This is a genomic window from Neomicrococcus lactis, assembly GCF_014200305.1.
Lineage (GTDB): Bacteria > Actinomycetota > Actinomycetes > Actinomycetales > Micrococcaceae > Neomicrococcus > Neomicrococcus lactis.
In genome coordinates this window covers 533,766-559,071 of record NZ_JACHBL010000001.1, presented here as the reverse complement: position 1 = coordinate 559,071, position 25,306 = coordinate 533,766, and the positions used below count along the sequence as shown (strand labels likewise).

24 protein-coding genes are annotated in these 25,306 nt (G+C 57.8%); 3 read left to right on the top strand and 21 right to left on the bottom strand.

Annotation, left to right across the window (positions count from 1 at the left end; translation table 11 throughout):
* Nucleotides 1-125: 125 nt before the first annotated feature.
* Nucleotides 126-1,094 carry a tetratricopeptide repeat protein gene (locus BKA12_RS02640; protein WP_183640454.1) on the bottom strand — a complete coding sequence of 323 codons (969 nt, stop codon included), beginning with the start codon at nucleotides 1,092-1,094 and terminating at the stop codon, nucleotides 126-128.
* 45 nt (nucleotides 1,095-1,139) lie between these two features.
* A complete protein-coding gene (locus tag BKA12_RS02635; protein WP_183640453.1) occupies nucleotides 1,140-2,831 on the bottom strand; it encodes a DUF8094 domain-containing protein in 1,692 nt (563 codons plus the stop codon).
* A 162-nt stretch (nucleotides 2,832-2,993) separates the two neighbouring features.
* Here BKA12_RS02635 and BKA12_RS02630 point away from each other — a divergent pair, with 162 nt between their 5' ends.
* Complete coding sequence (locus BKA12_RS02630; protein WP_420826504.1) at nucleotides 2,994-4,445, top strand: AI-2E family transporter; 1,452 nt, start codon at nucleotides 2,994-2,996, stop codon at nucleotides 4,443-4,445.
* Here BKA12_RS02630 and BKA12_RS02625 read toward each other — a convergent pair.
* Nucleotides 4,442-4,720 carry a hypothetical protein gene (locus BKA12_RS02625; RefSeq protein WP_338087403.1) on the bottom strand — a complete coding sequence of 93 codons (279 nt, stop codon included), beginning with the start codon at nucleotides 4,718-4,720 and terminating at the stop codon, nucleotides 4,442-4,444. The genes BKA12_RS02630 and BKA12_RS02625 overlap by 4 nt on opposite strands.
* 129 nt (nucleotides 4,721-4,849) lie before the next feature.
* On the opposite strand from BKA12_RS02625, the gene nucS reads away from it, so the two are divergent.
* Both nucS and BKA12_RS02615 read left to right on the top strand, forming a co-directional pair.
* Nucleotides 4,850-5,545 carry an endonuclease NucS gene (gene nucS, locus BKA12_RS02620; protein ID WP_183640451.1) on the top strand — a complete coding sequence of 232 codons (696 nt, stop codon included), beginning with the start codon at nucleotides 4,850-4,852 and terminating at the stop codon, nucleotides 5,543-5,545.
* Nucleotides 5,546-5,580: 35 nt separating this feature from the next.
* Nucleotides 5,581-6,825, top strand: a complete 1,245-nt coding sequence (locus tag BKA12_RS02615; RefSeq protein WP_183640450.1) for an N-acetylglucosamine-6-phosphate deacetylase — start codon at nucleotides 5,581-5,583, stop codon at nucleotides 6,823-6,825.
* Between the two features lie 67 nt (nucleotides 6,826-6,892).
* Here BKA12_RS02615 and BKA12_RS02610 read toward each other — a convergent pair whose 3' ends face one another.
* The 18 genes from BKA12_RS02610 to BKA12_RS02525 all read right to left on the bottom strand — a co-directional run bounded on the left by BKA12_RS02610 (nucleotide 6,893) and on the right by BKA12_RS02525 (nucleotide 25,304).
* Nucleotides 6,893-7,324, bottom strand: a complete 432-nt coding sequence (locus BKA12_RS02610) for a DUF2550 domain-containing protein (protein ID WP_246361588.1) — start codon at nucleotides 7,322-7,324, stop codon at nucleotides 6,893-6,895.
* A gap of 21 nt (nucleotides 7,325-7,345) precedes the next feature.
* On the bottom strand, nucleotides 7,346-7,615 hold the full coding sequence (locus BKA12_RS02605) for a F0F1 ATP synthase subunit epsilon (RefSeq protein ID WP_183640448.1): 270 nt from the start codon (nucleotides 7,613-7,615) through the stop codon (nucleotides 7,346-7,348).
* Between the two features lies 1 nt (nucleotide 7,616).
* The gene (gene atpD, locus BKA12_RS02600; RefSeq protein WP_183640447.1) at nucleotides 7,617-9,077 is read right to left on the bottom strand and encodes a F0F1 ATP synthase subunit beta; all 1,461 of its coding nucleotides are present in this window, start codon (nucleotides 9,075-9,077) and stop codon (nucleotides 7,617-7,619) included.
* Nucleotides 9,078-9,132: 55 nt separating this feature from the next.
* A complete protein-coding gene (locus BKA12_RS02595; RefSeq protein WP_183640445.1) occupies nucleotides 9,133-10,017 on the bottom strand; it encodes a F0F1 ATP synthase subunit gamma in 885 nt (294 codons plus the stop codon).
* A 64-nt stretch (nucleotides 10,018-10,081) separates the two neighbouring features.
* The gene (gene atpA, locus BKA12_RS02590; RefSeq protein ID WP_183640444.1) at nucleotides 10,082-11,719 is read right to left on the bottom strand and encodes a F0F1 ATP synthase subunit alpha; all 1,638 of its coding nucleotides are present in this window, start codon (nucleotides 11,717-11,719) and stop codon (nucleotides 10,082-10,084) included.
* 108 nt (nucleotides 11,720-11,827) lie between these two features.
* A complete protein-coding gene (locus BKA12_RS02585; protein WP_183640442.1) occupies nucleotides 11,828-12,637 on the bottom strand; it encodes a F0F1 ATP synthase subunit delta in 810 nt (269 codons plus the stop codon).
* Nucleotides 12,637-13,188: a F0F1 ATP synthase subunit B gene (locus BKA12_RS02580; protein ID WP_183640440.1), complete on the bottom strand. Its 552-nt coding sequence runs from the start codon at nucleotides 13,186-13,188 to the stop codon at nucleotides 12,637-12,639. The genes BKA12_RS02585 and BKA12_RS02580 overlap by 1 nt, the downstream gene beginning before the upstream one ends.
* A 49-nt stretch (nucleotides 13,189-13,237) precedes the next feature.
* Nucleotides 13,238-13,453 (bottom strand): ATP synthase F0 subunit C, encoded by a 216-nt coding sequence (locus BKA12_RS02575; RefSeq protein ID WP_183640439.1) that lies wholly within the window; start codon nucleotides 13,451-13,453, stop codon nucleotides 13,238-13,240.
* A gap of 82 nt (nucleotides 13,454-13,535) precedes the next feature.
* Nucleotides 13,536-14,345 (bottom strand): F0F1 ATP synthase subunit A, encoded by an 810-nt coding sequence (atpB, locus tag BKA12_RS02570; RefSeq protein WP_183640437.1) that lies wholly within the window; start codon nucleotides 14,343-14,345, stop codon nucleotides 13,536-13,538.
* Between the two features lie 385 nt (nucleotides 14,346-14,730).
* Complete coding sequence (locus BKA12_RS02565) at nucleotides 14,731-15,183, bottom strand: Cg1360 family ATP-synthase-associated protein (RefSeq protein WP_183640436.1); 453 nt, start codon at nucleotides 15,181-15,183, stop codon at nucleotides 14,731-14,733.
* A gap of 3 nt (nucleotides 15,184-15,186) precedes the next feature.
* Nucleotides 15,187-16,194, bottom strand: coding sequence for an MraY family glycosyltransferase (locus BKA12_RS02560; protein WP_246361587.1), 1,008 nt, complete (start codon nucleotides 16,192-16,194; stop codon nucleotides 15,187-15,189).
* Nucleotides 16,195-16,346: 152 nt separating this feature from the next.
* Nucleotides 16,347-17,141 (bottom strand): L-threonylcarbamoyladenylate synthase, encoded by a 795-nt coding sequence (locus BKA12_RS02555; RefSeq protein WP_183640433.1) that lies wholly within the window; start codon nucleotides 17,139-17,141, stop codon nucleotides 16,347-16,349.
* A gap of 12 nt (nucleotides 17,142-17,153) precedes the next feature.
* Nucleotides 17,154-18,026, bottom strand: coding sequence for a peptide chain release factor N(5)-glutamine methyltransferase (gene prmC / locus BKA12_RS02550; RefSeq protein WP_183640431.1), 873 nt, complete (start codon nucleotides 18,024-18,026; stop codon nucleotides 17,154-17,156).
* 4 nt (nucleotides 18,027-18,030) lie between these two features.
* Nucleotides 18,031-19,116 (bottom strand): peptide chain release factor 1, encoded by a 1,086-nt coding sequence (gene prfA, locus BKA12_RS02545; protein WP_183640430.1) that lies wholly within the window; start codon nucleotides 19,114-19,116, stop codon nucleotides 18,031-18,033.
* 89 nt (nucleotides 19,117-19,205) lie between these two features.
* Nucleotides 19,206-21,614, bottom strand: a complete 2,409-nt coding sequence (gene rho / locus BKA12_RS02540) for a transcription termination factor Rho (protein WP_183640428.1) — start codon at nucleotides 21,612-21,614, stop codon at nucleotides 19,206-19,208.
* Between the two features lie 241 nt (nucleotides 21,615-21,855).
* Entirely contained in the window at nucleotides 21,856-22,806 is a 951-nt protein-coding gene (gene thrB, locus BKA12_RS02535) for a homoserine kinase (RefSeq protein WP_183640426.1), read from the bottom strand.
* Nucleotides 22,807-22,894: 88 nt separating this feature from the next.
* Nucleotides 22,895-23,995, bottom strand: coding sequence for a threonine synthase (gene thrC / locus BKA12_RS02530; protein WP_183640425.1), 1,101 nt, complete (start codon nucleotides 23,993-23,995; stop codon nucleotides 22,895-22,897).
* A 4-nt stretch (nucleotides 23,996-23,999) separates the two neighbouring features.
* On the bottom strand, nucleotides 24,000-25,304 hold the full coding sequence (locus BKA12_RS02525) for a homoserine dehydrogenase (RefSeq protein WP_183640423.1): 1,305 nt from the start codon (nucleotides 25,302-25,304) through the stop codon (nucleotides 24,000-24,002).
* Between the last annotated feature and the right edge of the window lie 2 nt (nucleotides 25,305-25,306).

Genomic DNA, 25,306 nt, shown 5'->3' with positions numbered 1-25,306 from the left:
TGATGAATTTCGGAAAATCCTACTTAGGGATGACGAATTCCCGGACAGCTCCGCACTTCGCACTGAGCACTTTGCCAAGCAAAGCCTGGCTAAGTCCAGCGACTCGATCCGACTCAGTACATCGATTAGTACAGCGTGCGCGCGAGCTTTTGACGAGCCGCGCTGACGCGTGGATCAGACTGGCCCACCACGGTGAACAAGTCCACGAGACGCACGCGCGCTGTTTCGCGCTCGTCATCGAAGTGCGTGGCGATGAAGGAAATGATTCGGCGGAAGCCGTCTTCCACATGACCACCAGCGACGTCTAGATCCGCAACAGCGAGCTGAGCCTCCAGGGAGTCCGGAGATTCAGCACCGGCGGCGCGGACGGCTGTGGCATCCATCGTGGATACGCGCAGCAAGAGTTCGGCGGTCTTGAGGCCCTGCGTGGCCTCGTGATCGTTTGGCTTTTCAGCCAAGGCCTTGTTGAAGTGCGTGATGGCACCTTCGTAATCGCCAGAAGAAACTGCTTCTTCAGCGGCTACGAGCAATGGGTTCTTGGGCGCAGCGGATGGCTGATCCGCTGCAACGGGAGGCACCGTACCGGTGATGCCATTCTGCAACGCCAGAGCCATCAATTCGTCCAGCAAGGACTTGATCTCAGCTTCGGCAGGAGCACCTTGAAACAACGGAACTGGGCGGCCGCCCAAAACGGCGACCACGGCGGGCACTTGCTGCAAGCGGAACGCCTGCATGATGGCTGGGCTCGTGTCCGCGTCTACGGTTGCGAGCACCAACTTGCCTTCGTAGCCATCCACCAAACGCGCCAACAACGCGTCGAGTTCGGCAGAGCCAGGATGACGGTTCGTTCCGAAGGACACCACCACTGGGACCTGATTGGACAGCTGGATGGCCTGCTCGAAGCTTGCTTCATTGACGGCTACCCGCCAGCGTCCGGAAACGGCAGTGCCGCGCTGACCGGGCCCAGCGGCGTCGTTCTGGGAAGAAGGAGCGGACCCCTGCGCCGCGGCGGACAAATCTACCGCGCCCCGCGCTGACGCGATGTGGGGTTCGGATGTTGAATTGTTCGGGTTGGGCACAGGGGTTTCACTCATGGATTCTCCTCAGAAGTTTCGCTAGTCAGTCTTGGGTGAGAAGACCTAGTCGGTCGGTGCGGTGCGGGACACGATGTTGGCCTCGTACTGCAAGACGCTGCCACCGATGACCCGAATCTTTCCGCCGGCCTCAGCCGAGGGAATGTACAGCACTACCGGCTCCACAGAATTGATGTTCAGTCCGTCCTTCGTGGTGGACTTGCCGGCCATGCGTGCCGTCTGTGCATCCAACGTCACCGTGGATCCAGCAACACGTGGGCGAACCATCGTGGTGGTCGAGATGTAGGCAGAAACCACAGCACCGCCGTCAGGCGTACGGAACGACGTGGTGATCTTTGGATCCGCCGTGCGCTTGATGAAGAAGCGTGCATCCTTACCGGCCTTGAACAGCTCGTCCTGGTAAGAGTGCGTCTCATCGATGAAGGTCGAAGATTCGAACTTGTCGCGGTTTGCACGAGCAACACTGAGCTGCGCCGCCAGAGCGTTCACGGCGTCATTCGGCTTGGCAACAAGTCCGTCGGCGTCGTTGGAGATCGCTGCAACGTTCTGGTCACCGATCGCGATACCTGGGAATTCAGCGCCACCGATCATGGGAACGGCGTTCATCAGCAGGTATGGGGCGCGAGCATTTGCCTGCTGCAAGGTCAACACCTGTGGCGTGTCATTGGTGGATGCCTGAGTGACCACCATGATCTTGCGCGGGAAAGCACCATCGGTAGGAACTACGGCCGAGCGGACAGGGCCAGCCTGAATTGCTGCTGGCTTTTCCGTTTGGTACTGGCGACGCGAGAGCGAGTTTGCGTATTCGCGCAAGGACTGAGCTGCGCCGCCAGCGCGGGTCTTGAGCAACTTGTCATCGTTGGCCTTGTCCGAGTCATTGACTGCGGTAGCAACCTTCTCCAAGATGGTGTCCAGCTGCTGGGGCATGACGATGGGGTATGCCTTGCTGTCACCACTGCTCTGGGCGGCGGATTCAGATGGTGAAGGCGAAGTGGAGCTTGCGTTTGCAGGAACCGCACCGGACACTGCCATAGCAAGAATCGCAGCGGTAGCGGACGACGTCGCAGCTACCTTTGCGCGGGTACGCTTCAGTACCGTCTTGGAGCTAGTAGCGCCAGACTTGACGGCGCGTGCCTTAGAAATGGCCCAGCCAAGAAGGCCCAAGCCGATCAAGAGCAAAATCGAACCGATGACGATGAGCGGAACTGCCCATGGCGTTTCTTGAGGATCTGCCCACGAAACCTGCACGTTGACAGGAGCGTCGCCCTTGCCGTCCTTCGATGCAAGCAAGAGGGTCCATGGTCCGTCATCCGGAACGGTCCACTGGTGGACCATCTGGCCCTGCGATTCCTGCTGCGCAACCCACAGATCAGAAGAAGCTGGGGCAGGAACGGAAGCGGCGCCGTCGTGATGTGCGGCAGTGATCGAGTTGTCCTTGCCGTTCTTCTCAATTCCGGTGAGCTCGTTGTATGCCGAGCCCTTCACCCAAGCGTCCACATCGCCCGTGCGGCCAAGCGCAGCTACGAAGGGATTGTCAGAGGTGATGGTGAAATCGACGGGCTCTTTGCTGATGGCTTGTACATCAGGACGGATTAACGTGACAGGCGCCTTGTCCAGCGACTGGGTGATCGTGGCTGTTGCCGTCTGAGATGGTGCCCAGATTGTCTGTTGGGCAATGCCAACAAACAACGCGACTCCTCCCAAGACCAGGGCCAACACTGCAGCTAGATAACGCACAAAAAAACCAATCGGAAGGGAACATTGTCTTGACCAGCGGAATTCGCGGGCGCTCAAAAAACGCGTGCTAGTCGCATAATCATAACGAATCGATGACATTTTGTGTTCCTGAGCGTGTTCTAGTTAACAAGAAACACTCAGACTCTTAGGTAGGCTCAGCTTGTGAACAACCCACTGCCTCCATCGCAAGGGTCCCAATACGACGACGAAGCGGACTCCTCCGTCAGCGATGATCAGCGATCCGTAGGTTCCGGCGGAGCGCAAGCTTCCCCAAGCGCATCAACGAACGCCGTGCCACCAGCTGCGTCGGTTCGCACCCCGGAAGAAGTGGCGGCCTCCTCTGATGCCACCCTCGAGGACGTCATTGGGCCACAACCGGCAGTCAAGCCTCCCACCAACCCGATTCCCGTTGTCCCCCACGCAGTGCCCGAGCGGCCTGATCACGAACCCCGCAGACAACGAATCCTTCGCCGCATCAGCGGAGCTTTTGGTGCCCGACCGCACCGACTGAAGTACGATGTTCCACCTGAGCCAGAAGCTGGCGAACACGTTGCGACGGCCGATCTCGCAACAACAGTCACTCCTCGTCACCCCGTACAAACGGGTTTCTTGCTCACCGTTGGCGTCGGCATCGCTTTGGGCCTGTATTTCATGATCACCAACGTGGGCCAGCTCGTCATGTGGATCGCGGTAGCGCTCTTCATTGCACTGGGCCTGGATCCCATTGTTCGTTGGTTTGAGGGCCGCGGAATGCCACGCGCCGTGGGTGTCTTGGCTTCGATCCTGTTCTTGATTGTGCTGGTGGGCGGCATCATGGGAACGCTCATCCCCACGATCATTCAACAGACCACGCAGTTCATCGCCCAAGCTCCCACCATCATTGCGGACTTCCTGAATTCCGATTTCTTCCGCACCATCGATAACCAGTTCCACGTTTCAACTCGCATCACGGACGAAGTCAACAAGTTCTTCACTAACGGTTCCGCGGTGGGCGGCCTCTTCGGCGGCGTCCTCGGCGTGAGCGGCATGGTGTTCCAAGGCTTCTTCGGCGTCATTACCGTGTTGGTGCTGGCGATCTACTTCTTGTCTTCTTTGCCAGCCATGAAAGCGTGGGCCTACCGCTTGGCGCCTCGTTCGAAGCGCCCCCGCGTGCAAGCGCTGTCTGAGGAGATCACCAACTCAGTAGGTAACTACGTGATGGGTCAAGCGGTCGTCGCCGCTCTCAACGCGTTGTATGCGTTCATCGTCATGTCGATCGTGGGCGTTCCCTACGCCCTCTTGCTTGCCTTCGTCGTCTTGATTCTGGCCTTTATCCCGCTGGTGGGAGCCGTGATCGCTGGCATTGTGGTTTCGCTGATCGCGTTGACCGTGACCTGGCAGACGGCAGTCATTTACGCCATTTGCTACTTCGCTTACCTGCAGTTCGAGGCGTACTTCATCTCTCCACGCATCATGCAGCGTGCCGTTGCCGTCCCAGGCGCAGTGGCCGTGATTGCTGTGATTGCCGGCGGTTCACTCATGGGCATTGCCGGCGCGCTGATGGCGATTCCACTCGCTGCCGGAGCGCTGTTGATTGTGCGCGAAGTCTTTATTGCCCGGCAAGACGAGCTCTAGTGGCGCGTACCGTGAGAGGCCCAGCATTTGAGGTGCCAGTGCCGACGCTCCGCTGCTGACTTCTCCTCGCCGCTCCAGTGATCGCTACGCCACGCCACTTTGTGTGCCGTGCCAGGAGTGATGTCACGGTGACAGCCCGGGCAAATGTAGTTCTTCATGGCGCGGAATGCGGGAATGTCCACCACGTGCCACTCGCCGTCGCGGCCGGATTCCACCGAGTAGTTTCCCGTAAACAGTGGTGACTCTCGGCGTTCGCTGATGTCTCGTGGATCCACGCTTCGGCGTTTGCCTTGGGATGAGCGGCGGGGTCGGTTGGAGCGAGGCACTCGTCTATTCTCCCTCATCACACGCTCAATCCGCTGACGGGTCCGCGAAGAGTCCGGTAGTGCCGGTAAGCTATCGGGGTGCGTTTGGTGATAGCTGATTGTTCCGTTGACTACGAGGGCCGTTTGCGCGCTCACTTGCCACTAGCCACCCGTTTGCTGGTGCTCAAAGCCGATGGTTCGGTGCTGGTTCACTCCGACGGCGGCTCCTACAAACCGCTCAACTGGATGTCTCCTCCCGCAACCCTGCGCGAAAGTGAGCCTGACGAGGATACGCAGGCCAGCGGCGTCGTGCAGGTATGGACCGTGCAGCACGCCAAGAGCGACGATCGCCTCATCATCAACATCCACGCCATTCACCAAGACCTCACCCACGAGCTTGGCGTTGATCCGGGGCTGATCAAGGACGGCGTCGAAGCGGATCTTCAGCGACTCCTTGCGGATCAGATCGAGGTCCTCGGATCCGGTTTCCGTTTGGTGCGCCGCGAGTACATGACCGCAATTGGCCCAGTAGATATTTTGGCGCGCGATGCCGACGGCGCCTCGGTGGCGGTAGAGCTCAAGCGCCACGGCAACATCGACGGCGTTGAGCAGTTGACCCGTTACCTCGAGCTGATGAATCGCGATCCTCTGCTGGCTCCGGTCCGCGGCATCTTCGCCGCGCAGACCATCAAGCCGCAAGCTCGCACGCTCGCTGAAGACCGCGGCATCACGTGCGTCACGCTCGATTATGACGCGCTCAGAGGGTACGACGACGCCGAGGGGCGTTTGTTCTAAGCGCTTAGTTGGTGCCACGCGCCTAAGATGGGTTTATGGACGCCAACGCGCAGACCCAAGAACCCGCGGCCCGTTACTTTCGCGGGACCGCATTCGTTGATGGTGCACTGGTAGAGGACGCCGCTGTCTCCTACCAAGGTGACCGCATTGTCTACGCCGGACCTTTCAGCGAATTCCGCAATGATGAGGGTGCCAGCGAATCCGTGCTCGCTGAGGCAGAGATGCTCATCCCCGGCCTCGTTGATCTGCATGTCCACGGCATAGCCGGTGTGGACTTCTCAACGGCCAGCTCCGATGAGATCTCGCGCGGACTCCATGAACTGCATAAGGCTGGCACCACGACCGCGCAGATTTCCCTCGTGACGCTTCCGGCGGATCAGATGATTGCAGCCATCGAGAATTGTGCGGCAGCTTGCCACGATGCGCTTTCTGCAGGCATCCATCTGGAAGGCCCCTTCCTCTCCCTCGCCCGCGCCGGCGCCCAAGACCGCTCCGCCATCTTGGACGTGGATCTCGATCTAGCCGAGGAGCTAGTGCTGGCGGGACAAGGACAGGTCCGCTGCATGACGTTGGCGCCCGAGCTTCCTCAGGCCGACGACCTAGTCCAGCTGTTGGCCAGCCATGGTGTTTTGCCTGCCTTCGGCCATACGGACGCCACCCACGAACAAATGCAGCAAGCCCTGGTCCACGCTCGAGAACAGCTCGCGAGTGCTGGTTTCCCCGGATACACCGAAGTACCGCTCATTACGCACTTGTTCAATGGGATGCCGCCATTCCACCACCGAGATTCGGGGGCCGTTGGCGCCATCGTGAAGTCGGCCTCGCGCAAGGGTGTGGTGATTGAGCTGATCGCTGATGGACAGCACGTTGACTACGATGTCTTGAACTTCGTCTTTGGCATTGTGCAGTCTTCAAACCTCGTGATCGTCTCTGACGCGATGGCGGGGACGAAGGCGCCCGACGGAACATACTCGCTCGGCACGGCCACGGTTCGGGTGACACGTGACGGCTCCGGAGACTCCTCTGCTCGACTATTGCACGAGGGGCAAGAACTTCTTGCCGGTGGCGCCATGACGCTCTTGGATTCACTTCGGGCAACCACGCGTGAAGGCGTTGCTTTCGAGCGTGTGCTTGAAGCGATGACCCGAATTCCAGCGGGAGTTCTGGGGCTGGAAGACGAGCTAGGACGAATCCACCGTGGATTCCGAGCAGACCTCGTGGTGATCGATTCGAACTTCGAGCCAACCACCGTGATCCGTGCGGGAGAGCAAGTCCTTTAGAGGATCAGGTCCTTTTGCGCATGAAGGCCCGCCGGAACATCACGGCAGGCCTTCATGTTTTAAGTTTTTAGCGCCAGACGCCGATACCGACTGCTGGCCCGGCCTCAATCCATGCGGAGAGACCGTTGTATGCACCGTACTTCATGGCGATCTGTAGTTCTTCGCCCTTGTGCTTGAATTGCACCACAACAGAACCTGGAACGAGGCGTGCTCGCTCGGACTCTTCTGGCTCACGCCATCCCATGATGGTCAGGTCGCTGCGCACAAAGGTCTTATCCGGTATCCACGCGACGGAAAACAATCGCAAGAACTCGAGGGAGTCCTGCTGATACCGGCAAATGCCCATGGTCCAATGACCTGGGCGCGTCGAGATCGACGCATCAAAAGTACCTAGTTCTCTTCGTAGTTGAAACCGGCGCACCACCATGGCCCCCAATAGGAGGAGAACCAATAGTAGTGCGCCGGCTAGAACAGCGAAGACGATTCCGAAATCACCCAATGCTGTGATGTGAGCTTCTACCTAGGCCGATTCTTGCATTTCAGCATTATCGGCGACGATGACAACTCGATTGCTGTCAACGGAGAAGAATCCACCATCAGCGTGCAGCGTGATCCGGTTACCCTCGACGGGCTCGATAGCGAGCTCGCCGGGGGCCAACACGGCGAGTACTGGAGTGTGACCCGGCATAACACCAATCTCACCTTCAGCGGTACGCGCCTTGACCAAGGTGGCCGCACCGGACCACACGAAGTGATCCGCTGCGACTACTTCTACCTGAAGTTCAGCCATATTACTTGGACATTTCCTGGATCTTGGCCCACTGACGCTCTACGTCCTCGAGGCCACCGATGTTGAAGAACGCCTGTTCTGCAACGTGGTCGAGATCGCCATCGCAGATAGCCTTGAAGCCTTCGATGGTGTCCTTGATGGAAACCGTAGAACCCTCGACACCCGTGAACTGCTTAGCAGTGTAGGTGTTCTGGGACAAGAACTGCTGGATACGACGAGCGCGGGAAACCACGATCTTGTCTTCTTCAGAAAGTTCGTCAACACCAAGGATGGCGATGATGTCCTGAAGTTCCTTGTTCTTCTGGAGGATCTGCTTGACGCGGATCGCGGTGTCGTAGTGATCCTGACCGATGTACTGAGGGTCAAGAATACGAGACGTCGAGGTCAGCGGATCCACAGCTGGGTACAGACCACGGGAAGCAATTTCACGGGAAAGTTCCGTGGTTGCATCCAAGTGGGCGAAGGTGGTTGCCGGAGCCGGGTCGGTGTAGTCATCAGCTGGCACGTAAATTGCCTGCATCGACGTAATCGAGTGGCCCTTGGTGGACGTAATGCGCTCCTGAAGGAGACCCATTTCGTCAGCAAGGTTTGGCTGGTAACCCACAGCAGAAGGCATACGGCCGAGCAGCGTGGAAACTTCAGAACCTGCCTGGGTGAAGCGGAAGATGTTGTCGATGAACAACAACACGTCCTGGTTCTGAACGTCGCGGAAGTACTCAGCCATGGTCAGGCCGGACAATGCGACGCGAAGACGGGTTCCTGGTGGCTCGTCCATCTGGCCGAATACAAGGGCGGTGTCCTTAAGAACGCCTGCCTCTTCCATTTCAACCCAAAGGTCGTTACCTTCACGGGTACGCTCACCAACACCGGCGAATACCGAGGTACCACCGAAGTTACGAGCAACACGGGTGATCATTTCCTGGATCAACACGGTCTTACCAACACCAGCGCCACCGAAGAGGCCGATCTTTCCACCCTTGATGTATGGGGTAAGAAGGTCGATCACCTTGATGCCGGTTTCGAGGATCTCCGTGGAGCCCTCGAGGGAGGCGAAGGAAGGTGCCTTGCGGTGGATTGGCCAGCGCTCCTGGATGTCAAGCTCAGACGCCTCAACGTCGAGTGGTTCACCCAAAACGTTGAAGATGTGGCCCTTGACAACGTCACCGACGGGAACGGAGATAGGAGCTCCGGAGTCGGTCACAGAGGCGCCGCGGACCAAGCCGTCGGTTGCCTGAAGGGAAATTGCACGGACCATGTTGTCGCCCAAGTGCTGGGAGGTCTCGAAGGTGATCGTGCGGGTCGCACCGTTGAGGGTGATCTCAGCGGTAAGCGCGTTGTACATTGCAGGAAGGGCGTCTGCTGGGAACTCGACGTCGACGACGGGGCCGATTACACGAGCGATGCGACCGGTTGCACCGGCGCCCGACTGTGCGGTTCCCTGCTCATTAAGTTGGGCAGTCATCTCTCTCACTTCATTTGATTCAGATGGCGGGATACGTTTTTCAATTGACGATGTGTCAGAGCGCGTCCGCGCCGGCCACGATTTCCGTCAGTTCCTGAGTAATTTCAGCCTGTCGGGCGTTGTTACGCAGTCGCGTGTACTTCTTGATCAGTTCGTTCGCGTTGTCACCTGCGGACTTCATCGCGCGCTGGCGGGCAGCAAGCTCGGAAGCTGCAGCCTGGAGCATCGCGGTGAAGATGCGGGACTCGATGTAACGCGGCAAAAGGGCGTCAAGTACCTGAGCCGGCTCTGGCTCAAATTCGTAGAGCGGAAGAAGCTCTGCTTGATCGGTAACCTCTTGGTCGATAACTTCGAGAGGAAGCAAACGGACAACCGTTGGCTCCTGCGTCACCATCGACTTGAACTGAGTGAACACGATGTGGATCTCGTCCACGCCACCCTCTTCGTAAGAGGCATTGAACGAATCGACAAGAACGTTGCCGACCTCTCGTGCCACTTCGAATTCTGGGGCGTCGGTGTTACCCGTCCACACCTGCTTGTACTCGCGGTTACGGAAGTCGAAGTACGCCTGACCCTTACGGCCAATGATGTACGTGGCAACTTCCTTGTTTTCGTCGCGTAGCTTGGTGATCAGCGACTCAGCCTGCTTCAAAACGCTTGCCGAGTAAGAACCAGCCAAACCGCGGTCGGAGGTCATGACCAAAACAGCCGAACGACGAGCTTCAGAGTGCTCGCGGGTCAGCGGGTGGTCAATCTCGTGTTGCGAGGCAACGGCCGACACAGCGCGCGTGATCGCATTGGAGTAAGGCAACGATGCAGCCACACGGCTACGTGCCTTTCCAATACGGGAAGTAGCGATCAGCTCCATCGCCTTGAAGATCTTTCGCATCGCCGAAGTGGCAGTGATCTTCTGACGGTAGACCCTAATCTGGGCTCCCATAGTGATCCTTTCCGTTTCCGAAAGTTAGGCGCCAACTCGACGCTGACGCCTAACTTCGCGAAAACTAGCGCTTCTGGCGGACGATTTGTTCTTGGCCGACAGACTCAGCGTCGATGGCCTGGTGCTCTTCGTGGCCGGCGCCAACCAAGTGGTTGTCACCTTCGCCGAAGAAGCCCTTCTTGAAGTCTTCGATGTTCGCCTTCAAAGCGTCCACCGTGGAGTCTTCAAGCTGCTTGGTCTGAGCGATCGTGTTCAGAACGTCAGAACGGTGCTTCAAGTGCTCGAGGAACTCGCGCTCGAAACGGGTGACATCCTCAACTGGAACGTCATCCAAGTAACCGTTCGTACCGGCCCAAACAGACACAACCTGATCCTCAACTGGGAACGGCTGGTACTGACCCTGCTTCAAGAGCTCCATCAAACGAGCGCCACGGGTCAACTGCTGACGTGAAGCAGCGTCGAGGTCCGAAGCGAACATTGCGAAGGCCTGCATGTCGCGGTACTGAGCCAAATCAAGCTTCAAGGTACCGGAGACCTTCTTCATAGCCTTGATTTGAGCAGCGCCACCCACGCGGGACACGGAGATACCCACGTCAACAGCTGGACGCTGGTTGGCGTTGAAGAGGTCGGACTGCAAGAAGATCTGACCGTCGGTGATGGAAATAACGTTGGTCGGAATGTAAGCCGAGACGTCGTTTGCCTTCGTTTCGATGATCGGGAAGCCGGTCATCGAACCTGCGCCGAGCTCGTCAGAGAGCTTTGCACAACGCTCGAGGAGACGAGAGTGTAGGTAGAAGACGTCACCTGGGTAGGCTTCACGTCCTGGCGGACGGCGAAGCAAGAGGGACACTGCACGGTAGGCTTCAGCCTGCTTGGAGAGGTCATCAAACACGATGAGAACGTGCTTGCCGCCGTACATCCAGTGCTGGCCAATTGCGGAACCTGCGTAAGGTGCCAAGTACTTGAAGCCTGCGGAGTCGGAAGCAGGAGACGCGACGATGGTCGTGTACTCAAGTGCTCCGTGGTCTTCAAGCGTCTGACGAACAGCAGCGATCGTGGAAGCCTTCTGGCCGATTGCGACGTAAACGCAACGAACCTGCTTGGTCACGTCACCGGATTCCCAGTTCGCCTTCTGGTTGATGATCGTATCGACAGCGATAGCGGTCTTACCGGTCTGGCGGTCGCCAATGATCAGCTGACGCTGGCCACGGCCGACTGGAATCATGGAGTCGATTGCCTTGAGGCCGGTCTGAAGCGGCTCGTGAACCGACTTACGCATCGTCACACCTGGAGCCTGCAGCTCAAGTGCGCGGCGTCCTTCGGCTGCGATCTCTCCGAGGTCGTCCATTGGGTTACCCAGTGGATCGACAACGCGGCCCAAGAAGTTGTCGCCAACGGGAACCGAGAGGATCTCGCCCGTGCGGTGCACTTCCTGGCCTTCTTCAATACCGGTGAAATCGCCAAGAACAACGACACCGATTTCGCGGGTATCGAGGTTCTGAGCCAAGCCCAGCGTTCCGTCTTCAAAGCGAAGAAGTTCGTTTGCCATGACGGAAGGAAGTCCTTCTACCTTGGCGATGCCGTCGCTCGCGGTCGTGACATGTCCGACCTCGACGCGCTCCGTGGTGCCCGGTTGGTAGGACGCCGCGAAGTCATTCAAGGCATTGCGGACGTCATCGGCGTTGATGGTCAATTCGGCCATCTGCAGTCCCTGCTCTCCTAATTGGTGATCAGAATGTCTCAGTGAGAGTCCTGATCGGAAATGAATAAGTCTTTAGTCCGTTAGTGGCTGAGAAGTACCCTGAGGCACTTAGCTGGCCAGACGTCGTCGCAATTCCGAGAGGCGCGTAGCCGAAGTAGCGTCAACTACCTCGTCACCGACCTCAACTCGGATTCCGCCAATCAACGCCGGGTTGACGTTGACATTGATCTTCAAGTCACGCTGGTACAGATTGTTGAGACCATTCTGCAAACGGCGCAGCTGCTCATCCGTCAAAGGACGAGTAACGGAAACGTTTGCGATCCAACGCTGCTGACGCTTGGCAACAAGTCCGATGAAGGACTGGACCAAATCGGTTGCCTTGTGTCCACGCGGGGTGGAAACGGCCTGGCCGATAAGCGTTTTCGTGGCTTCAGAAGCATCTGGGACGAGCGCGAAAGCAAGCTTCTCTTTCGACTCTGCAGTTGCTTGAGGTGCATCCAGCGCGCGCTGAACATCATGGCTAGAAGCGACAACCCGAACGAACGAGAAGAGTTCATCTTCAAGTCGCTCAAGTCCTTCAGAACCATTCTTTTCAGCGGAGGAAATAGCCGCCGTTGCCCCAAGCGTCTCAAGCGCATCCCCGATGTCGCGTGGGTCGCCCCAACGAGAGCCAGCAAGCTGTGCAGCGATTTCTTTCGTTGCTCCGGATACTTTTCCATCAAGCAAAGAGGAAAAGAGGTTTGCCTTGTCCTGACCCTCGCGGGAAGGATCAGTCAGCGCACGCCGAAGACCGGCGTTGCTGTCCACGATGCCCAAAACCGCGAACAATTCTTTTGCAAGCTCAGCTGGGTTCGAGCCTAATTTGGACTCGAGCAACGTCTGGGCTTGCGCGAGGGATTCACTTGATACGCGAGACATCAGTTGGAAGCACCTGCATTCTGGTGGGAATCAAGATCAGCCAAGAAGCGATCTACCACGCGGGATGCACGCGCATCGTCGGCGAGAGATTCGCCCACGATCTTGCCGGCCAGCTCAGTTGCCAAGGTGCCAACTTCGCTACGCAGCGAAGCAACAGCGGCAGTGCGCTCAGCTTCGATCTGAACGTGTGCCTGCTCAGTGATACGAGCGGACTCAGCGGCAGCTTTGGTCTTGAGATCGGCAAGGATCTGAGCACCTTCTGCGCGGGCCTCTTCACGGATGCGGTTTGCTTCCGTGCGAGCGTCCTGGAGCTGCTTCTTGTACTCTTCGAGCGCTGCGTTAGCTTCCGCCTGTGCGGCTTCAGCCTTTTCAATGCCGCCTTCGATGGCAGCAGTACGCTCTTCGTACGTCTTCTCGAACATCGGGACTACGTACTTGCTCACAATGAAGAGCAGAATTGCGAAACCGATGACGGTGACCACGATTTCCCAAACATTGGGAATCAATGGGTTTGCACCCTCAGCAGCTGCATAAATAACTGCGTCGTTCATTTTTCACCCGTCTTTCACTAGTTCGACGTTGTTACTGGAAAACCAGTAACTAGGCGCCGATAACGAAGGAGAAAACGAGGCCGAGGATAGCGAGTGCTTCAGTAAGTGCAAGGCCAAGGAAGGCGATTGGCTGAAGAACGCGCTGTGCTTCAGGCTGGCGAGCAACACCGTTGATGTAGGCCGCGAAGACCAAACCAACGCCGATACCACCGCCGATAGCGGAAAGGCCGTAACCAATGAGATTAAGGGAGCCTTGGATTTCCATGTTATTCCTTTCAAGAGCCACCATAGGCGGAGGCAATTTGTGCGATTTGGTGGTTCCCCTCTTTGTTCAAGAGGGACAGTTACTAGTGGGCGTCGGAGATCGAGCCCTGGATGTAGATCGCGGTCAGCAGGGTAAACACGTACGCCTGAAGAACCTGGATCAAAATTTCAAAGAGGTACATTCCAACGCCACCGGCCAAGGTGAGAACGCCGAGGCCCTTCATGAGACCGTCGCCTTCCAAGAAGAGGAAGGATGAACCGGCACCAGCCAGAGCGATGATCAAGTGACCGGAAAGCATCGTCGCGAAAAGACGGAGGCTGTGCGTGATCGGACGAACGAAGAAGTTCGAGATGATCTCGATGATGATGATCAACGGGAGGATCACCTTCGGCACACCGGATGGAACCGTCATGACCTTGAAGAACTTTCCACCGTGACGCTGGAAGCCAAGGAAGATCCAGTACAAGTACACGATGCCGGCCAAAGCGTATGGGGTTGCCACGTGGGAGGTGGTTGGCAACTGCAGCAACGGGATGGATCCGAAGAGGTTGTTGACCAAGATGAAGAAGAAGAAGGTGACGAGGATCGGCACGAAGCGCTTGAACTCACGCTCACCAATCACGTCCTTAGCAACGCCATTACGTACGAAGCTGTAAGCCTGCTCGCCGAGGAACTGGAACTTACCTGGAACCAGCTTGCCCTTCTTAGAGGAAGCCATGAAGAACCACGAGATCAGTGCGACGGAAATGAGAACCAGCAGCATCTGCTTGCCGAAACCGGTTCCGTACTCAGCTCCCCACGGCAAAATCTCTGGAAGATGGAGGTCTTCGAGTTTGGGGGCGTGAAAAACGCCGTCCTGGGAAGTAGAAGCCGGAAGCGCAAGCGCAATCAACGCGATTCCTCTCGTCAGTGTCCGTATGGGCGTGGCTCTCTACCACTGTGGTGGTGGAGAGAATTAAGTTTTGGTGGTTACGTCCGTGGGTCCGCGTCGCGACCTTGCGCGCGTTCTTTGCGGTGCATAACGGCTAGATAGAATCCGCCAGCAGCGCCAAGGGCAAGGCCCGCGAACTTCATCCAACTCAGTTGTAAGAGGTAATCCAGTCCCCAGCCTATCAAACCCCACGCAAGCATCCCGCCAAGTAGGTAAGCAATAAGGTCTTTTCTGAATGAGACCTCAGTCTCATTCTTCATTCGCTTACTGTCTGACAAATCTGGCCTGCTCTTACTGCGGATCGATGATAGCGGATTAGATTTTCCTTGCATATTCTACGGAATGTTTAAGCATCTCCATAAAGCAGCCACCGTGTTCGGGCAAATGTGAACATTTCCGCAATCTGCCACAGGATGACAGCAGCGACAGCGGTCCACATAAAGACCTGCGGAAGTACCCAGTCTGGGCGGGGCAGCGCAAAAATAAGCGCTCCAAATCCCACGACTTTGACGAAATACGCGGCAAGAAATGCACCCATCACGGCCGAGGGATTCTTACGCCCCACGAAGTGCGCCACCGCCAAGCTAATGCCGGAAAACGCCGTGACGAGAAGGGTTGCCATGACGACGTTGGTCACTGCCGGCCACCCTGCAATAAAGAACAGGACGACGGCGGCCAGTACGGCCGCTCCCCAAACCCATGCCAGGCAGTGCCACATGATGTTGAGCCACGGAGACGTTGCGCCAGATGACTCCGGAATACGCTCGGGTGTTGCTGAGTAAGAATTGTTGGCGGCCATAGGCTACTCCCCTGCCAGCTCGTCGCCGGAGTTGTTGTTTTCTTCGTTGCGGAGGGCGTTCGCACGCTTTTCATCGCGCACTCGTCGGCGTTGCCACGGATTACTCGTGATGTACACGGCAATCAGGATCAGAACAGCCAGCGATGGCAACAGAATGACTGAATCCACAAAGTTAAAAGCAACAGTGCCGAACGCAATCAAGCTTGACCATAAGTAGAGCAACAACACGGCCTGACGCTGCGTCCAACCACCATCAATCAGTTTGTGATGCAAGTGTCCCCGGTCCGCGGAAAACGGTGAGCGTCCACTAGCAGTCCTACGAACCACCGCCGTGGCGAGATCTACCAACGGAAGGATAATGACTGCAATCGGCAAGATGATGGGCATGAAGCTTGGGACATTGCGGAATCGGAAGGAGTCCAAAGCGTCAACGTCAGCCGTGACCGCGAGAGCACCAGTAGCCATGATGAGGCCAATCAGCATTGCACCCGATTCACCCATAAAGATGGAGGCCGGATAGAAATTGTGGATCAAGAATCCTAGAGACGCACCTAAAAGAAGCGCCATCAACAGCGCGGATAGGTTCGAGTGGTCGAATTCATTAATGGTCCGGGCCAAGACATAGGAATAGATAAAGAACGCCGCCGCACCAATAGCGGCGACGCCGGCAGCCAGTCCATCGAGTCCGTCAACGAAGTTAATGGCATTCATGGTGAGGACAATGATGAACACCGTCAGGAAAATCTGGAGCGGTTCATTGCGGATGTGAATCCAGCCCACGGGCATTGCCTCGAGGCGAATACCGTTCAAGGCAATTGCCAACGCGGCTGTCGCTTGCCCCAACATCTTCCAATACCAGCGAAGATCAAAGACGTCATCCGTGACGCCCACCACTAGCACCACAAGGCAAGCAAGAACTATGCCGTTGATGGGTTCTGGCGAAGCGAAGATTCCTTCAAGGAATTCAAGTTGAGAGCTAATCGCAATGCCCGCAAGCAATGCGATGATCATCGCTACTCCCCCAAGTTTCGGAATGGGACGTTCGTGAACGTCCCTCTCACGAATGGCTGAGGGCACCACAAAGCGGGATCCAACTGCTCGCATCACCGGAGTGAGTACAAACGAGAGCACGAAGGATATCGCGATGAGTAGCAGGTAGATCCTCATGAGGTCCCGGTAGTGCTCTCCTGGTGCTTGGTTTCGGTGCCAGCCTCGGCTACAGCTTCAGCATCTGCTTGGGTCTCTTCCTCAACTTCAGCATCTGCTTCGGCCTCTTCTTCAACCTCGGCCTCCGGCATCCGAATAGCCGGATCGAGCTCTTGGAGCAGTTCGAGGGAAACCGCGCCGAGTCGCACAACTGTAGGCACCTCGGAGGTGTAGTCAACAATCGTGGATGGCAGCGCTTCGCCGGCGAAAGGATCCGTGGTGAGTGGACGCTTTCCGTCTTCGAGATAAACCTCAACGGACTCCACGAGCATGTCTCGAGCTTCGGCGGCGGTGGTTCCCGCTGGCTGACCTGAGCGGTTCGCCGAAGAGACGGCAAGCGGTCCGGTGACGGCAAGAAGTTCGAGCGCAAGGGCATCGTCAGGAACGCGCAGAGCTACAGTTCCCTTCGTCTCCCCTAAATCCCAGGTCAAGGACGGCTGGGCATGCAAAATGACGGTAAGCGGGCCAGGCCACAGCTCACCAACAACTTTTTCGACAGCTTCAGGGATATCGCGAGCGAGTCCCTGCATGGTAGAAACCTGCGGAATGAGGACTGGCGGCGGCATATTGCGTCCGCGTCCCTTTGCAGCCAAAAGCGTTGCCACTGCTTGCGGCGAAAAAGCGTCGGCAGCAATACCGTAGACGGTGTCGGTCGGCATGACCACACATTGTTTTGCGAGAATTGCGGCCCGTGCCGCTTCAAATCCCGCCGTACGCTGCTCCGGATCTTCACAATCGAAAAATTGGCTCACTAGTTCATTCTTTCATCTCGCACGCGTAGTTCTGCGCGCTGACGTGGCACGGTCGCGTCCAGTCAGATCCTGATGCGTCTGAATATCGCGCCAGTTCCCCGTACTCGCAAGAATTCGGGCAACTCCTGCGGCCTGAACTTCGGCGTGTTCCATGACAAAAAAGCCATCGTCTTCAAGGAGTGCCGCAGCGCGTTCCATAACGATTCGCGGAAACTTCAGCCCATCTTCGCTGCCGCCGTAGAGCGCCATCTCGGGATCATGCAGACGAACTTCTTCGTCTTGAGGCACGGCTCCCACAGGAATATAAGGCGGATTAGAGATGACGACGGCGAAGCTCGCCTCCTCGCCCTCTAATGCGGTTCCGAAATCCCCGGCAATGAGTCGCACTCCCAGCGGGCTGAGGTTCCGCTCAGCCCACGCGAGTGCGTATGGCGATAGTTCTACCGCTGTCACTTCTGCATGTGGAACTTCGTCGGCGATAGACGCCGCGATCGCTCCAGATCCGGTTCCTAGGTCAACAACCTTGAAACCGGCTGGAGCGTCCATGAGGTAGTCAATGGCGATGCCAGCGACTACTTCAGTTTCAGGACGGGGCACAAACGCGCCAGGTCCAACTTCGAGTTCAAGAAACCGAAACGGCGCTTTACCCGTCAAGTGCTGCAACGGGATGCGCTGGGCACGCTCGCGTACCAAGTCTTCAAACCTGCTCACTTGCTCGGAATCCAACTGGAAACCGGAGAGCTTGAGGGCATTAATGCGTCCCCTGCTCTCCCCCAGCGTATGTGCCGCTAAAAGCTCGGCGTCAGGCTGCGGCGTCGTAATTCCTACTGAATCCAGCAACGAAACTGCCCACGCAAGCGCGGCGGCAAGATCTGTTTCAGGCACGTACTTAGCTGTCTGTGTTGTCGCCGAGAGCTTCGAGGCGATCGGCCTCGTCCATCTGGATGCAGGACTGAACCACCGGCTCCAACTCGCCGTTCATTACGGCATCAAGGTTGTAGGCCTTGTAGCCCGTGCGGTGATCGGCAATGCGGTTTTCCGGGTAGTTGTACGTGCGGATGCGCTCGGAACGGTCCATGGTACGAACCTGCGAGTTACGGACCGCCGCGTTTTCAGCGTCGATCTGCTCCTGCTGCCACGCGAGCAAGCGAGAACGAAGCACGCGCATGGCGGCTTCACGGTTCTGAATCTGCGACTTCTCGTTCTGCATCGCCACCACAATGCCCGTAGGCAAGTGAGTGATACGAACAGCAGAGTCAGTGGTGTTCACGGACTGACCACCTGGGCCAGACGAACGGTACACGTCAATCTTTAGGTCGTTCTGGTGGATCTCCAGCTCTTCAGGCTCATCCACTTCAGGGAACACCAAAACACCAGCAGCGGAGGTGTGAATACGGCCCTGAGATTCGGTGACTGGCACGCGCTGGACGCGGTGCACGCCGCCCTCATACTTCAAGTGTGCGTAGACGCCCTGGGCCGGATCATTCGAGTTGCCCTTGATAGCGATCTGCGCGTCCTTGTAGCCGCCAAGATCAGACTCGTTGTACGAAATCATTTCGGTCTTCCAACCTTTTGATTCCGCATAACGGGTGTACATGCGCAACAAGTCCGCAGCAAAGAGTGCTGCTTCGTCTCCACCTTCGCCACCCTTGACTTCAAGGATGACGTCCCGCGCATCGTTAGGATCGCGCGGGATCAGAAGACGGCGAAGCTTTTCTTCCGCTGCTGGAAGCTTGACTTTGAGCTCTTCCATTTCAGCGGCAAATTCTGGATCTTCAGCGGCCATTTCACTGGCTGCCTCAAGGTCATCGCCAAGGTTCTTCCAGTTGTTGTATGCATCAACAATTGCGTTCAGCTCGGCGCCGCGGCGACCCAACTTACGTGCCAAAGCGGGATCCGCATACACCTCGGGCTCGCTGAGGCGCCTTTGGAGTTCTGCGTGCTCATCAAGAAGGCTTTGCACTGACTCAAACATGAGGGGAATTCTTTCGTTCGAAGGACTACCAAGAGTTAACGGCAAACTGCCTGAGCCCGGCAAGTGCGCGGGCTCAGGCAGTGATTGCGCTAAGACTCGTTCTTAGATCCCAAAGTGGTCTTGGAAACGAGCATCAAGAACTCAGCGTTAGACGCGGTGTCCCGGATCTTGGAGGTCAACAACTCGAGAGCCTGCTGCTGCTCGAGGCCGGAGAGCACGCGGCGCAGACGCCACATGATCTTGATTTCCTCAGGCGAGAGCAAGTTCTCTTCGCGGCGCGTGCCGGAAGCATTGACATCGACAGCTGGGAAGATGCGCTTGTCCGCGAGCGAGCGAGACAAACGAAGTTCCATGTTGCCGGTGCCCTTGAACTCTTCGAAGATCACTTCGTCAGCCTTGGAGCCGGTCTCAACAAGAGCAGTGGCCAAGATGGTCAACGAGCCACCGTTTTCGATGTTGCGAGCAGCACCGAAGAAACGCTTTGGTGGGTAGAGCGCAGCTGCGTCCACACCGCCGGAAAGGATACGGCCAGACGCAGGAGCGGACTGGTTGTAAGCACGGCCCAATCGGGTCATGGAGTCCAAGAGAACAACCACGTCCATGCCCAACTCCACGAGGCGCTTAGCGCGCTCGATGGCAAGTTCGGCCACGGTGGTGTGGTCATCTGCCGGACGGTCGAACGTGGAAGCGATGACTTCGCCGCGCACAGAGCGCTGCATGTCCGTCACTTCTTCCGGACGTTCGTCCACGAGCACCATCATGAGGTGCACTTCTGGGTTGTTCTTGGTGATCGCGTTCGCAATGGACTGCAAGACCATGGTCTTACCGGCCTTTGGAGGCGAAACGATCAAGCCACGCTGGCCCTTACCAATAGGAGCCACAAGGTCAATGACACGTGGGCCAATGATCTTTGGATCCGTCTCGAGGCGCAAGCGCTCTTGAGGGTACAAAGGAACCAGCTTGTTGAATTCAACGCGGTCCTTGTTTTCCTCAGCAGGCTTGCCGTTGATGTTCTGCAACTTCACGAGCGCGTTGAACTTCTGGCGCTGGCTCTGGTTCTCGCCTTCGCGAGGTGCGCGGATGGCACCTACGACGGCGTCGCCCTTGCGCAAGTTGTAACGCTTGACCTGGTTCAAGGAAACGTAAACGTCGTTTGGACCTGGCAAGTAGCCGGACGTACGCACGAATGCATAGTTCTCGAGCACGTCGAGGATGCCCGCTACTGGCAGTAGGACATCATCCTCTGACAACTCGGTGTCATCAACCTCAGGCTGGTTACGGTTGCCGCGACGGTTGCGACGATCGTTGCGATCATTGCGGTTGTTGTTGCGGTCACGCGTACGCTCGCGACGGTTGTTGCGCGAGTTCTCGCCATCGTTGTCACGGCTGTTGCGGCTGTTCTGGCGACGATCGTTGTTACGAGTCTCGGTATCGGTCTCATCGCGATCCTGGCGATCGTTGCGACCCTGCGAGTCGTTGCGATCGGAACCGTTGTTGCGGTCAGAGCGGTCGTTGCGATCCTGACGATCGTTACGGTCAGCACGATCGGTGCGCTCAGCGCGGTCCGTGCCGTTGTTACGGTCAGAGCCATTCGAACGGTCGGTGCGCTCAGCGCGATCCTGACCCTCGTTGCGGTTCTGGCGTTCGTTGCGATCGGAGCGCTCGTTGCGATCCTGACGATCGTTCGTGCGGTCGCTACGCTGTTCGAAGCGGCTGTCCGGACGGTTCTCGTCCTGGGCGCCCTGGCCTTCTTCATCGTTGCGGTTTCCGCGTCCACGGCGGTTCCTCGAACGGCGGTTGTCGCCACGGGAATCGTCGTTGTTGTCTTCGCGAGATCCGCCACGCTGCTCGGCTGCTTCGGAGTTATCCGATGCTTCGGTAGCGGCGGAAGAGTCAGCGGCGTCGGAAGCGTTTCCAGCTTCGCCGGATGACTGATCCTGCTGCGGTGCGCTCGTCGGTGCAGATGCACGGCGGCCACGACCGCGGCCACGTGAGTCGCGGGAACGCGATTCACGCGATTCGTCGTTGGTTTCAGCAGACTCTGCAGGAGCGCTGGCTTCTGGCTGGTTCTCAGCTGGAGCCGATGCTGCCTCTACAGGAGTTGAGGTTGCTGCATCCTCAGATGCAGCTGGAGCGGTTGGGGCACCAGCTGCGGCACCGGCTACGCGGCGGCGGCGAGTGCTCGTCGAGCGAGTTGCTGCCGGCGCGGAAGTCTCAGTTGGAGCAGCTTCCGTAGCGGCAGGTGCGTCAACGGCAGGAGCAGCTGCAGGAGCTGCGGCGGCTGGAGCAGAAGAAGCGCCCGAGTTTGCTGGCGATTCGCCGCGCTGGTGGCTAGAGATCACAGCTACGAGGTCGCCTTTACGCATACGAGAGCCACCGGAAATTCCCAACTGGGATGCCAAAGTCTGCAGCTGTGCAAGCTTGAGGCCAGCCAATCCTGCGCTCTTGGTGGTGTTTGTGGTGTCCACGCCCACTTCGGGGCTCGTGGTTTCGGTCACGAAGGTTCCTTCTCCCTCGTCAGGCAAATTCGACAGAATGAATTTGCTTATGAATGATGCTGCTCCACGTCAGATGTGAAGCATTCTAAAAACGGGTCATCACCCGCATCTCCCCTGAGTTCTGGCACGTCGCTCCACGGCGATGTCATCCAAATTTGTCAATGTTGGCTTGAGGAAAATCTCAACCAGTCACTGGGAGTGAGCAAAAGCGGTGCCAGCTAGGGATAGCAGCAGAAAATCGCTAATGCCCTTCTACTCTAACACCGTTTTCGTCCACTGAAGTCAATAAGACACGCCAACCTTCGCGGCCCGCAACGCGATCTGCAACCTCTTGAGCCACGGAGTGCGAAGAACACAGCACCATGACAGTGGGGCCAGCACCGGACACCACTGCGGCGTATCCGGCGTCACGGAGTTCGCGAATGGTTGCTGCTGAGTCAGGCATCGCTTCGGCACGGAAATTCTGGTGGAGTTCGTCTTCCGTCGCCAAGTGCAGCAACGAGAGGTCCACGGCCAGCGAGTGCACCAAGAGTCCCACGCGGCCACCGTTAGCTGCCGCGACAGAATGAGGGACGGATGCAGGCAAGAGTCCGCGGGCGCGGTGCGTGGAAAGCTCCACATCGGGCACCAAAAGCACGGGCACCAAGTGCGGATCCAACTGGGCGCGAACCGTGCCGAACGACTCAAGATCGTCTTGCCAAGATATGGTCAAACCACCGAAAACGGCTGGTGCCACGTTGTCAGGATGGCCTTCAAGAATGGCCGCGCGCTGGAACAGTTCCACCGGTTCCAATTGCTTGTCTTCAGGCAGTGTGGCGTTCGCAGCCCACAGCGCGGAGACAATGGCTGCGGCGGAGGAACCCATTCCCCGACCATGCGGAATCACGTTCTTCGCGGTCAAAACGAATCCGGTGGGTTCGCACCCTTCAGCGGCCCAAAATTCGCGAATCGTGCGCGCCACCAAATGCGTTTCATCACTCGGAAGCGAAGCCGCACCTTCGCCTTCAACGAGAACCGAAACGGCGTCGTCGTTCTTTGTCTCCAACCGAATCTCGTCATGAACATTCAGCGCAAGGCCCAAGACATCGAAACCAGGGCCCAAATTGGCGCTGGTTGCGGGTACGCGGACGCTGACGGTTTGCCCGCTGGCAATTCTTGGCAAGGCGTACGACGACGCCGCTTGAGTTTGCATGAAAGTTTCGTTTCGAGGGTTCGGCGGAGTGAGGTTGAAAAATGGGCGTGCCAGCCCCGAAGGCCCGGCACGCTATGGAATGTTGGGCCTAGGCCAGGCCGAGCACCTTGGCAGCGGAGAGCACGTCAGCGCCGACCTTAGTGGGCTGAACCTCTTCGCCGTCGGCACCCTTGAGTGCCCACTGCGGATCCTTCAAGCCGTGACCCGTTACCGTGATGGCGATGGTTGCGCCCGTTGGGGCCTTGCCCGCGCGGTGGTACTTGATCAAGCCGGCAACGCCCGCAGCGGAGCCAGGCTCCACGAAGACGCCTTCCTTCGAAGACAACCAACGGTGTGCTTCCAAGATCTCTTCGTCCGTGACAGCGTCGATGAGTCCGCCGGACTCGTCGCGTGCTGCGATCGCCGAATCCCACGAAGCAGGGTTGCCAATGCGGATAGCGGTAGCAATGGTCTCAGGATCGGTGATCGGGTGACCCGCAACGAAAGGAGCAGCGCCTGCAGCCTGGAAGCCCCACATGATGGGGCGCTTCGTGGAAACGGCTGGCAAAGTGCCGTTGGTTGGAGAATCGTACGGCTGGCTGTACTCGGTGTAGCCCTTCCAGTAAGCCGTGATGTTTCCTGCGTTACCGACAGGAAGGACGTGGAAATCAGGGGCATCGCCGAGGGCGTCCACGATTTCAAACGCGGCCGTCTTCTGGCCCTGAATACGAGCAGGGTTGACGGAGTTTACGAGGAAGACCGGGTAGTACTCGGAGAGCTTGCGGGCGATGTCAAGGCAGTCGTCGAAGTTGCCTTCAACCTGCAAGATCTCGGCGCCGTGCGCAATAGCCTGGCTCAGCTTGCCCATCGCAATGCGTCCGTCCGGAACCAACACGGCGCACTTCAGGCCAGCCTGCGTTGCGTATGCAGCGGCGGAAGCCGAGGTGTTTCCGGTCGATGCACACACAACTGCCTGCGCACCGGCCTGCACGGCGGCCGTCATAGCCATGGTCATGCCACGGTCCTTGAAGGAACCGGTAGGGTTCATGCCCTCAACCTTGAGGTACACCTTGTTGCCGGTCAGTTCAGACAACGCTGGGGCGAATACAAGTGGAGTGCCACCTTCACCCAAGGTGATGACTTTGGTGTCGCTATCAACGGGAAGACGTTCCGCGTATTCGTTGATGACGCCGCGCCACTGATGTGCCATGCGCTTAGTTTCCTTCTACTCGGAGGACAGAATTTACGTGCGAAACTACGTCGAGTTCGCGAATGCTTTCTACCGTCTTGGCCAAAGCCTGCTCGGAGCCACGGTGCGTGATGATGCGCAGGATCGACGCCTGATCATCCTCAGCAAATCCGCGGGTCTGGCGCATCTGTTCAATAGAGACGCCGTTGTCAGCGAAGATCGCGGCAATGCGAGACAGCACGCCTGGACGGTCCGTCACGGTCAGTCCAATGCAGTAGCTGGTGAGAACGTTCTCGATGCCGAGCGCCTTGATGTTGGACTGGTTGACTTCAACGGCTGCGTCCGCATCCTTTGCAGCGCCGATGCCTCGGGTCAGTCGGCGAACGGCAGAGACCAAGTCACCCATGACTGCAGAAGCCGTAGGACGTCCGCCAGCACCCTGACCGTAGAACATGAGCTCGCCCGCGTTGTCCGCCTCAACGAACACAGCATTGAACGCGCCATGAACAGCACCGAGCGGGTGCTCACGAGGAATAAGGGTTGGGTGGACGCGCATCGCGACGCCGTTGTCCAAGCGTTCAGCGATCGCCAAGAGCTTGATGACAAATCCGGCGTCCTTGGCTGCGTCAACGTCTTCGGCCGTAATCGAGGTGATGCCCTCACGGAATACATCGCCGATACGGAAATCAGCGTGGAAGGAAAGCATCGCTAGAATCGCGGCTTTAGCTGCGGCGTCGTACCCCTCAATGTCAGCGGTAGGGTCGGCCTCGGCGTAACCCAAATCCTGAGCCTGCTTGAGCACGTCTCCAAAGTCGGCGCCGGTGGTATCCATCGCGTCGAGGATGAAGTTCGTGGTGCCGTTGACGATGCCCATGACCTTAGTAATGCGGTCACCGGAGAGCGATTCGTTGATCGGGCGAAGGATCGGGATCGCGCCAGCAACAGCTGCTTCGAAGCCCAAGTGACCACCGTTATCGCGAGCAAGCTGGAACAACTCTGCGCCACGCTCGGCGAGTAAAGCCTTATTACCGGTCACCACTACAGAGCCGCGCCGCAATGCGCGGGCCACGAGGGACCCAGCAGGCTCAATGCCGCCGATCAGCTCAATGACGATGTCAGCCTGATCAACCAACGCCTCGGCGTCGGTGGTGAGAAGCTCGTGCCCGATGTGTTCAGCGCGCTTGGACTCGGTGTCGCGGACAGCGATACCAATCAGCTCAAGGTGTGAACCCGCTCGTGACGCAAGGACCTCTGAATCTTCAAGCAGAATGCGAGCCACTTCCGAGCCGACATTTCCGGCACCGAGGAGGGCGACTTTGAGGGTATTCACGT

Bases quoted from the DNA above. Each gene is read 5' to 3' on its own strand.
- BKA12_RS02640 (WP_183640454.1), bottom strand. From the start codon at position 1,094: ATGAGTGAAACCCCTGTGCCCAACCCGAACAATTCAACATCCGAACCC.
- BKA12_RS02615 (WP_183640450.1), top strand. From the start codon at position 5,581: ATGGACGCCAACGCGCAGACCCAAGAACCCGCGGCCCGTTACTTTCGC.
- BKA12_RS02605 (WP_183640448.1), bottom strand. From the start codon at position 7,615: ATGGCTGAACTTCAGGTAGAAGTAGTCGCAGCGGATCACTTCGTGTGG.
- atpD (WP_183640447.1), bottom strand. From the start codon at position 9,077: ATGACTGCCCAACTTAATGAGCAGGGAACCGCACAGTCGGGCGCCGGT.
- BKA12_RS02595 (WP_183640445.1), bottom strand. From the start codon at position 10,017: ATGGGAGCCCAGATTAGGGTCTACCGTCAGAAGATCACTGCCACTTCG.
- atpA (WP_183640444.1), bottom strand. From the start codon at position 11,719: ATGGCCGAATTGACCATCAACGCCGATGACGTCCGCAATGCCTTGAAT.
- BKA12_RS02585 (WP_183640442.1), bottom strand. From the start codon at position 12,637: ATGTCTCGCGTATCAAGTGAATCCCTCGCGCAAGCCCAGACGTTGCTC.
- BKA12_RS02580 (WP_183640440.1), bottom strand. From the start codon at position 13,188: ATGAACGACGCAGTTATTTATGCAGCTGCTGAGGGTGCAAACCCATTG.
- BKA12_RS02575 (WP_183640439.1), bottom strand. From the start codon at position 13,453: ATGGAAATCCAAGGCTCCCTTAATCTCATTGGTTACGGCCTTTCCGCT.
- BKA12_RS02565 (WP_183640436.1), bottom strand. From the start codon at position 15,183: ATGGCCGCCAACAATTCTTACTCAGCAACACCCGAGCGTATTCCGGAG.
- BKA12_RS02560 (WP_246361587.1), bottom strand. From the start codon at position 16,194: ATGATCATCGCATTGCTTGCGGGCATTGCGATTAGCTCTCAACTTGAA.
- prfA (WP_183640430.1), bottom strand. From the start codon at position 19,116: ATGTTTGAGTCAGTGCAAAGCCTTCTTGATGAGCACGCAGAACTCCAA.
- thrB (WP_183640426.1), bottom strand. From the start codon at position 22,806: ATGCAAACTCAAGCGGCGTCGTCGTACGCCTTGCCAAGAATTGCCAGC.
- thrC (WP_183640425.1), bottom strand. From the start codon at position 23,995: ATGGCACATCAGTGGCGCGGCGTCATCAACGAATACGCGGAACGTCTT.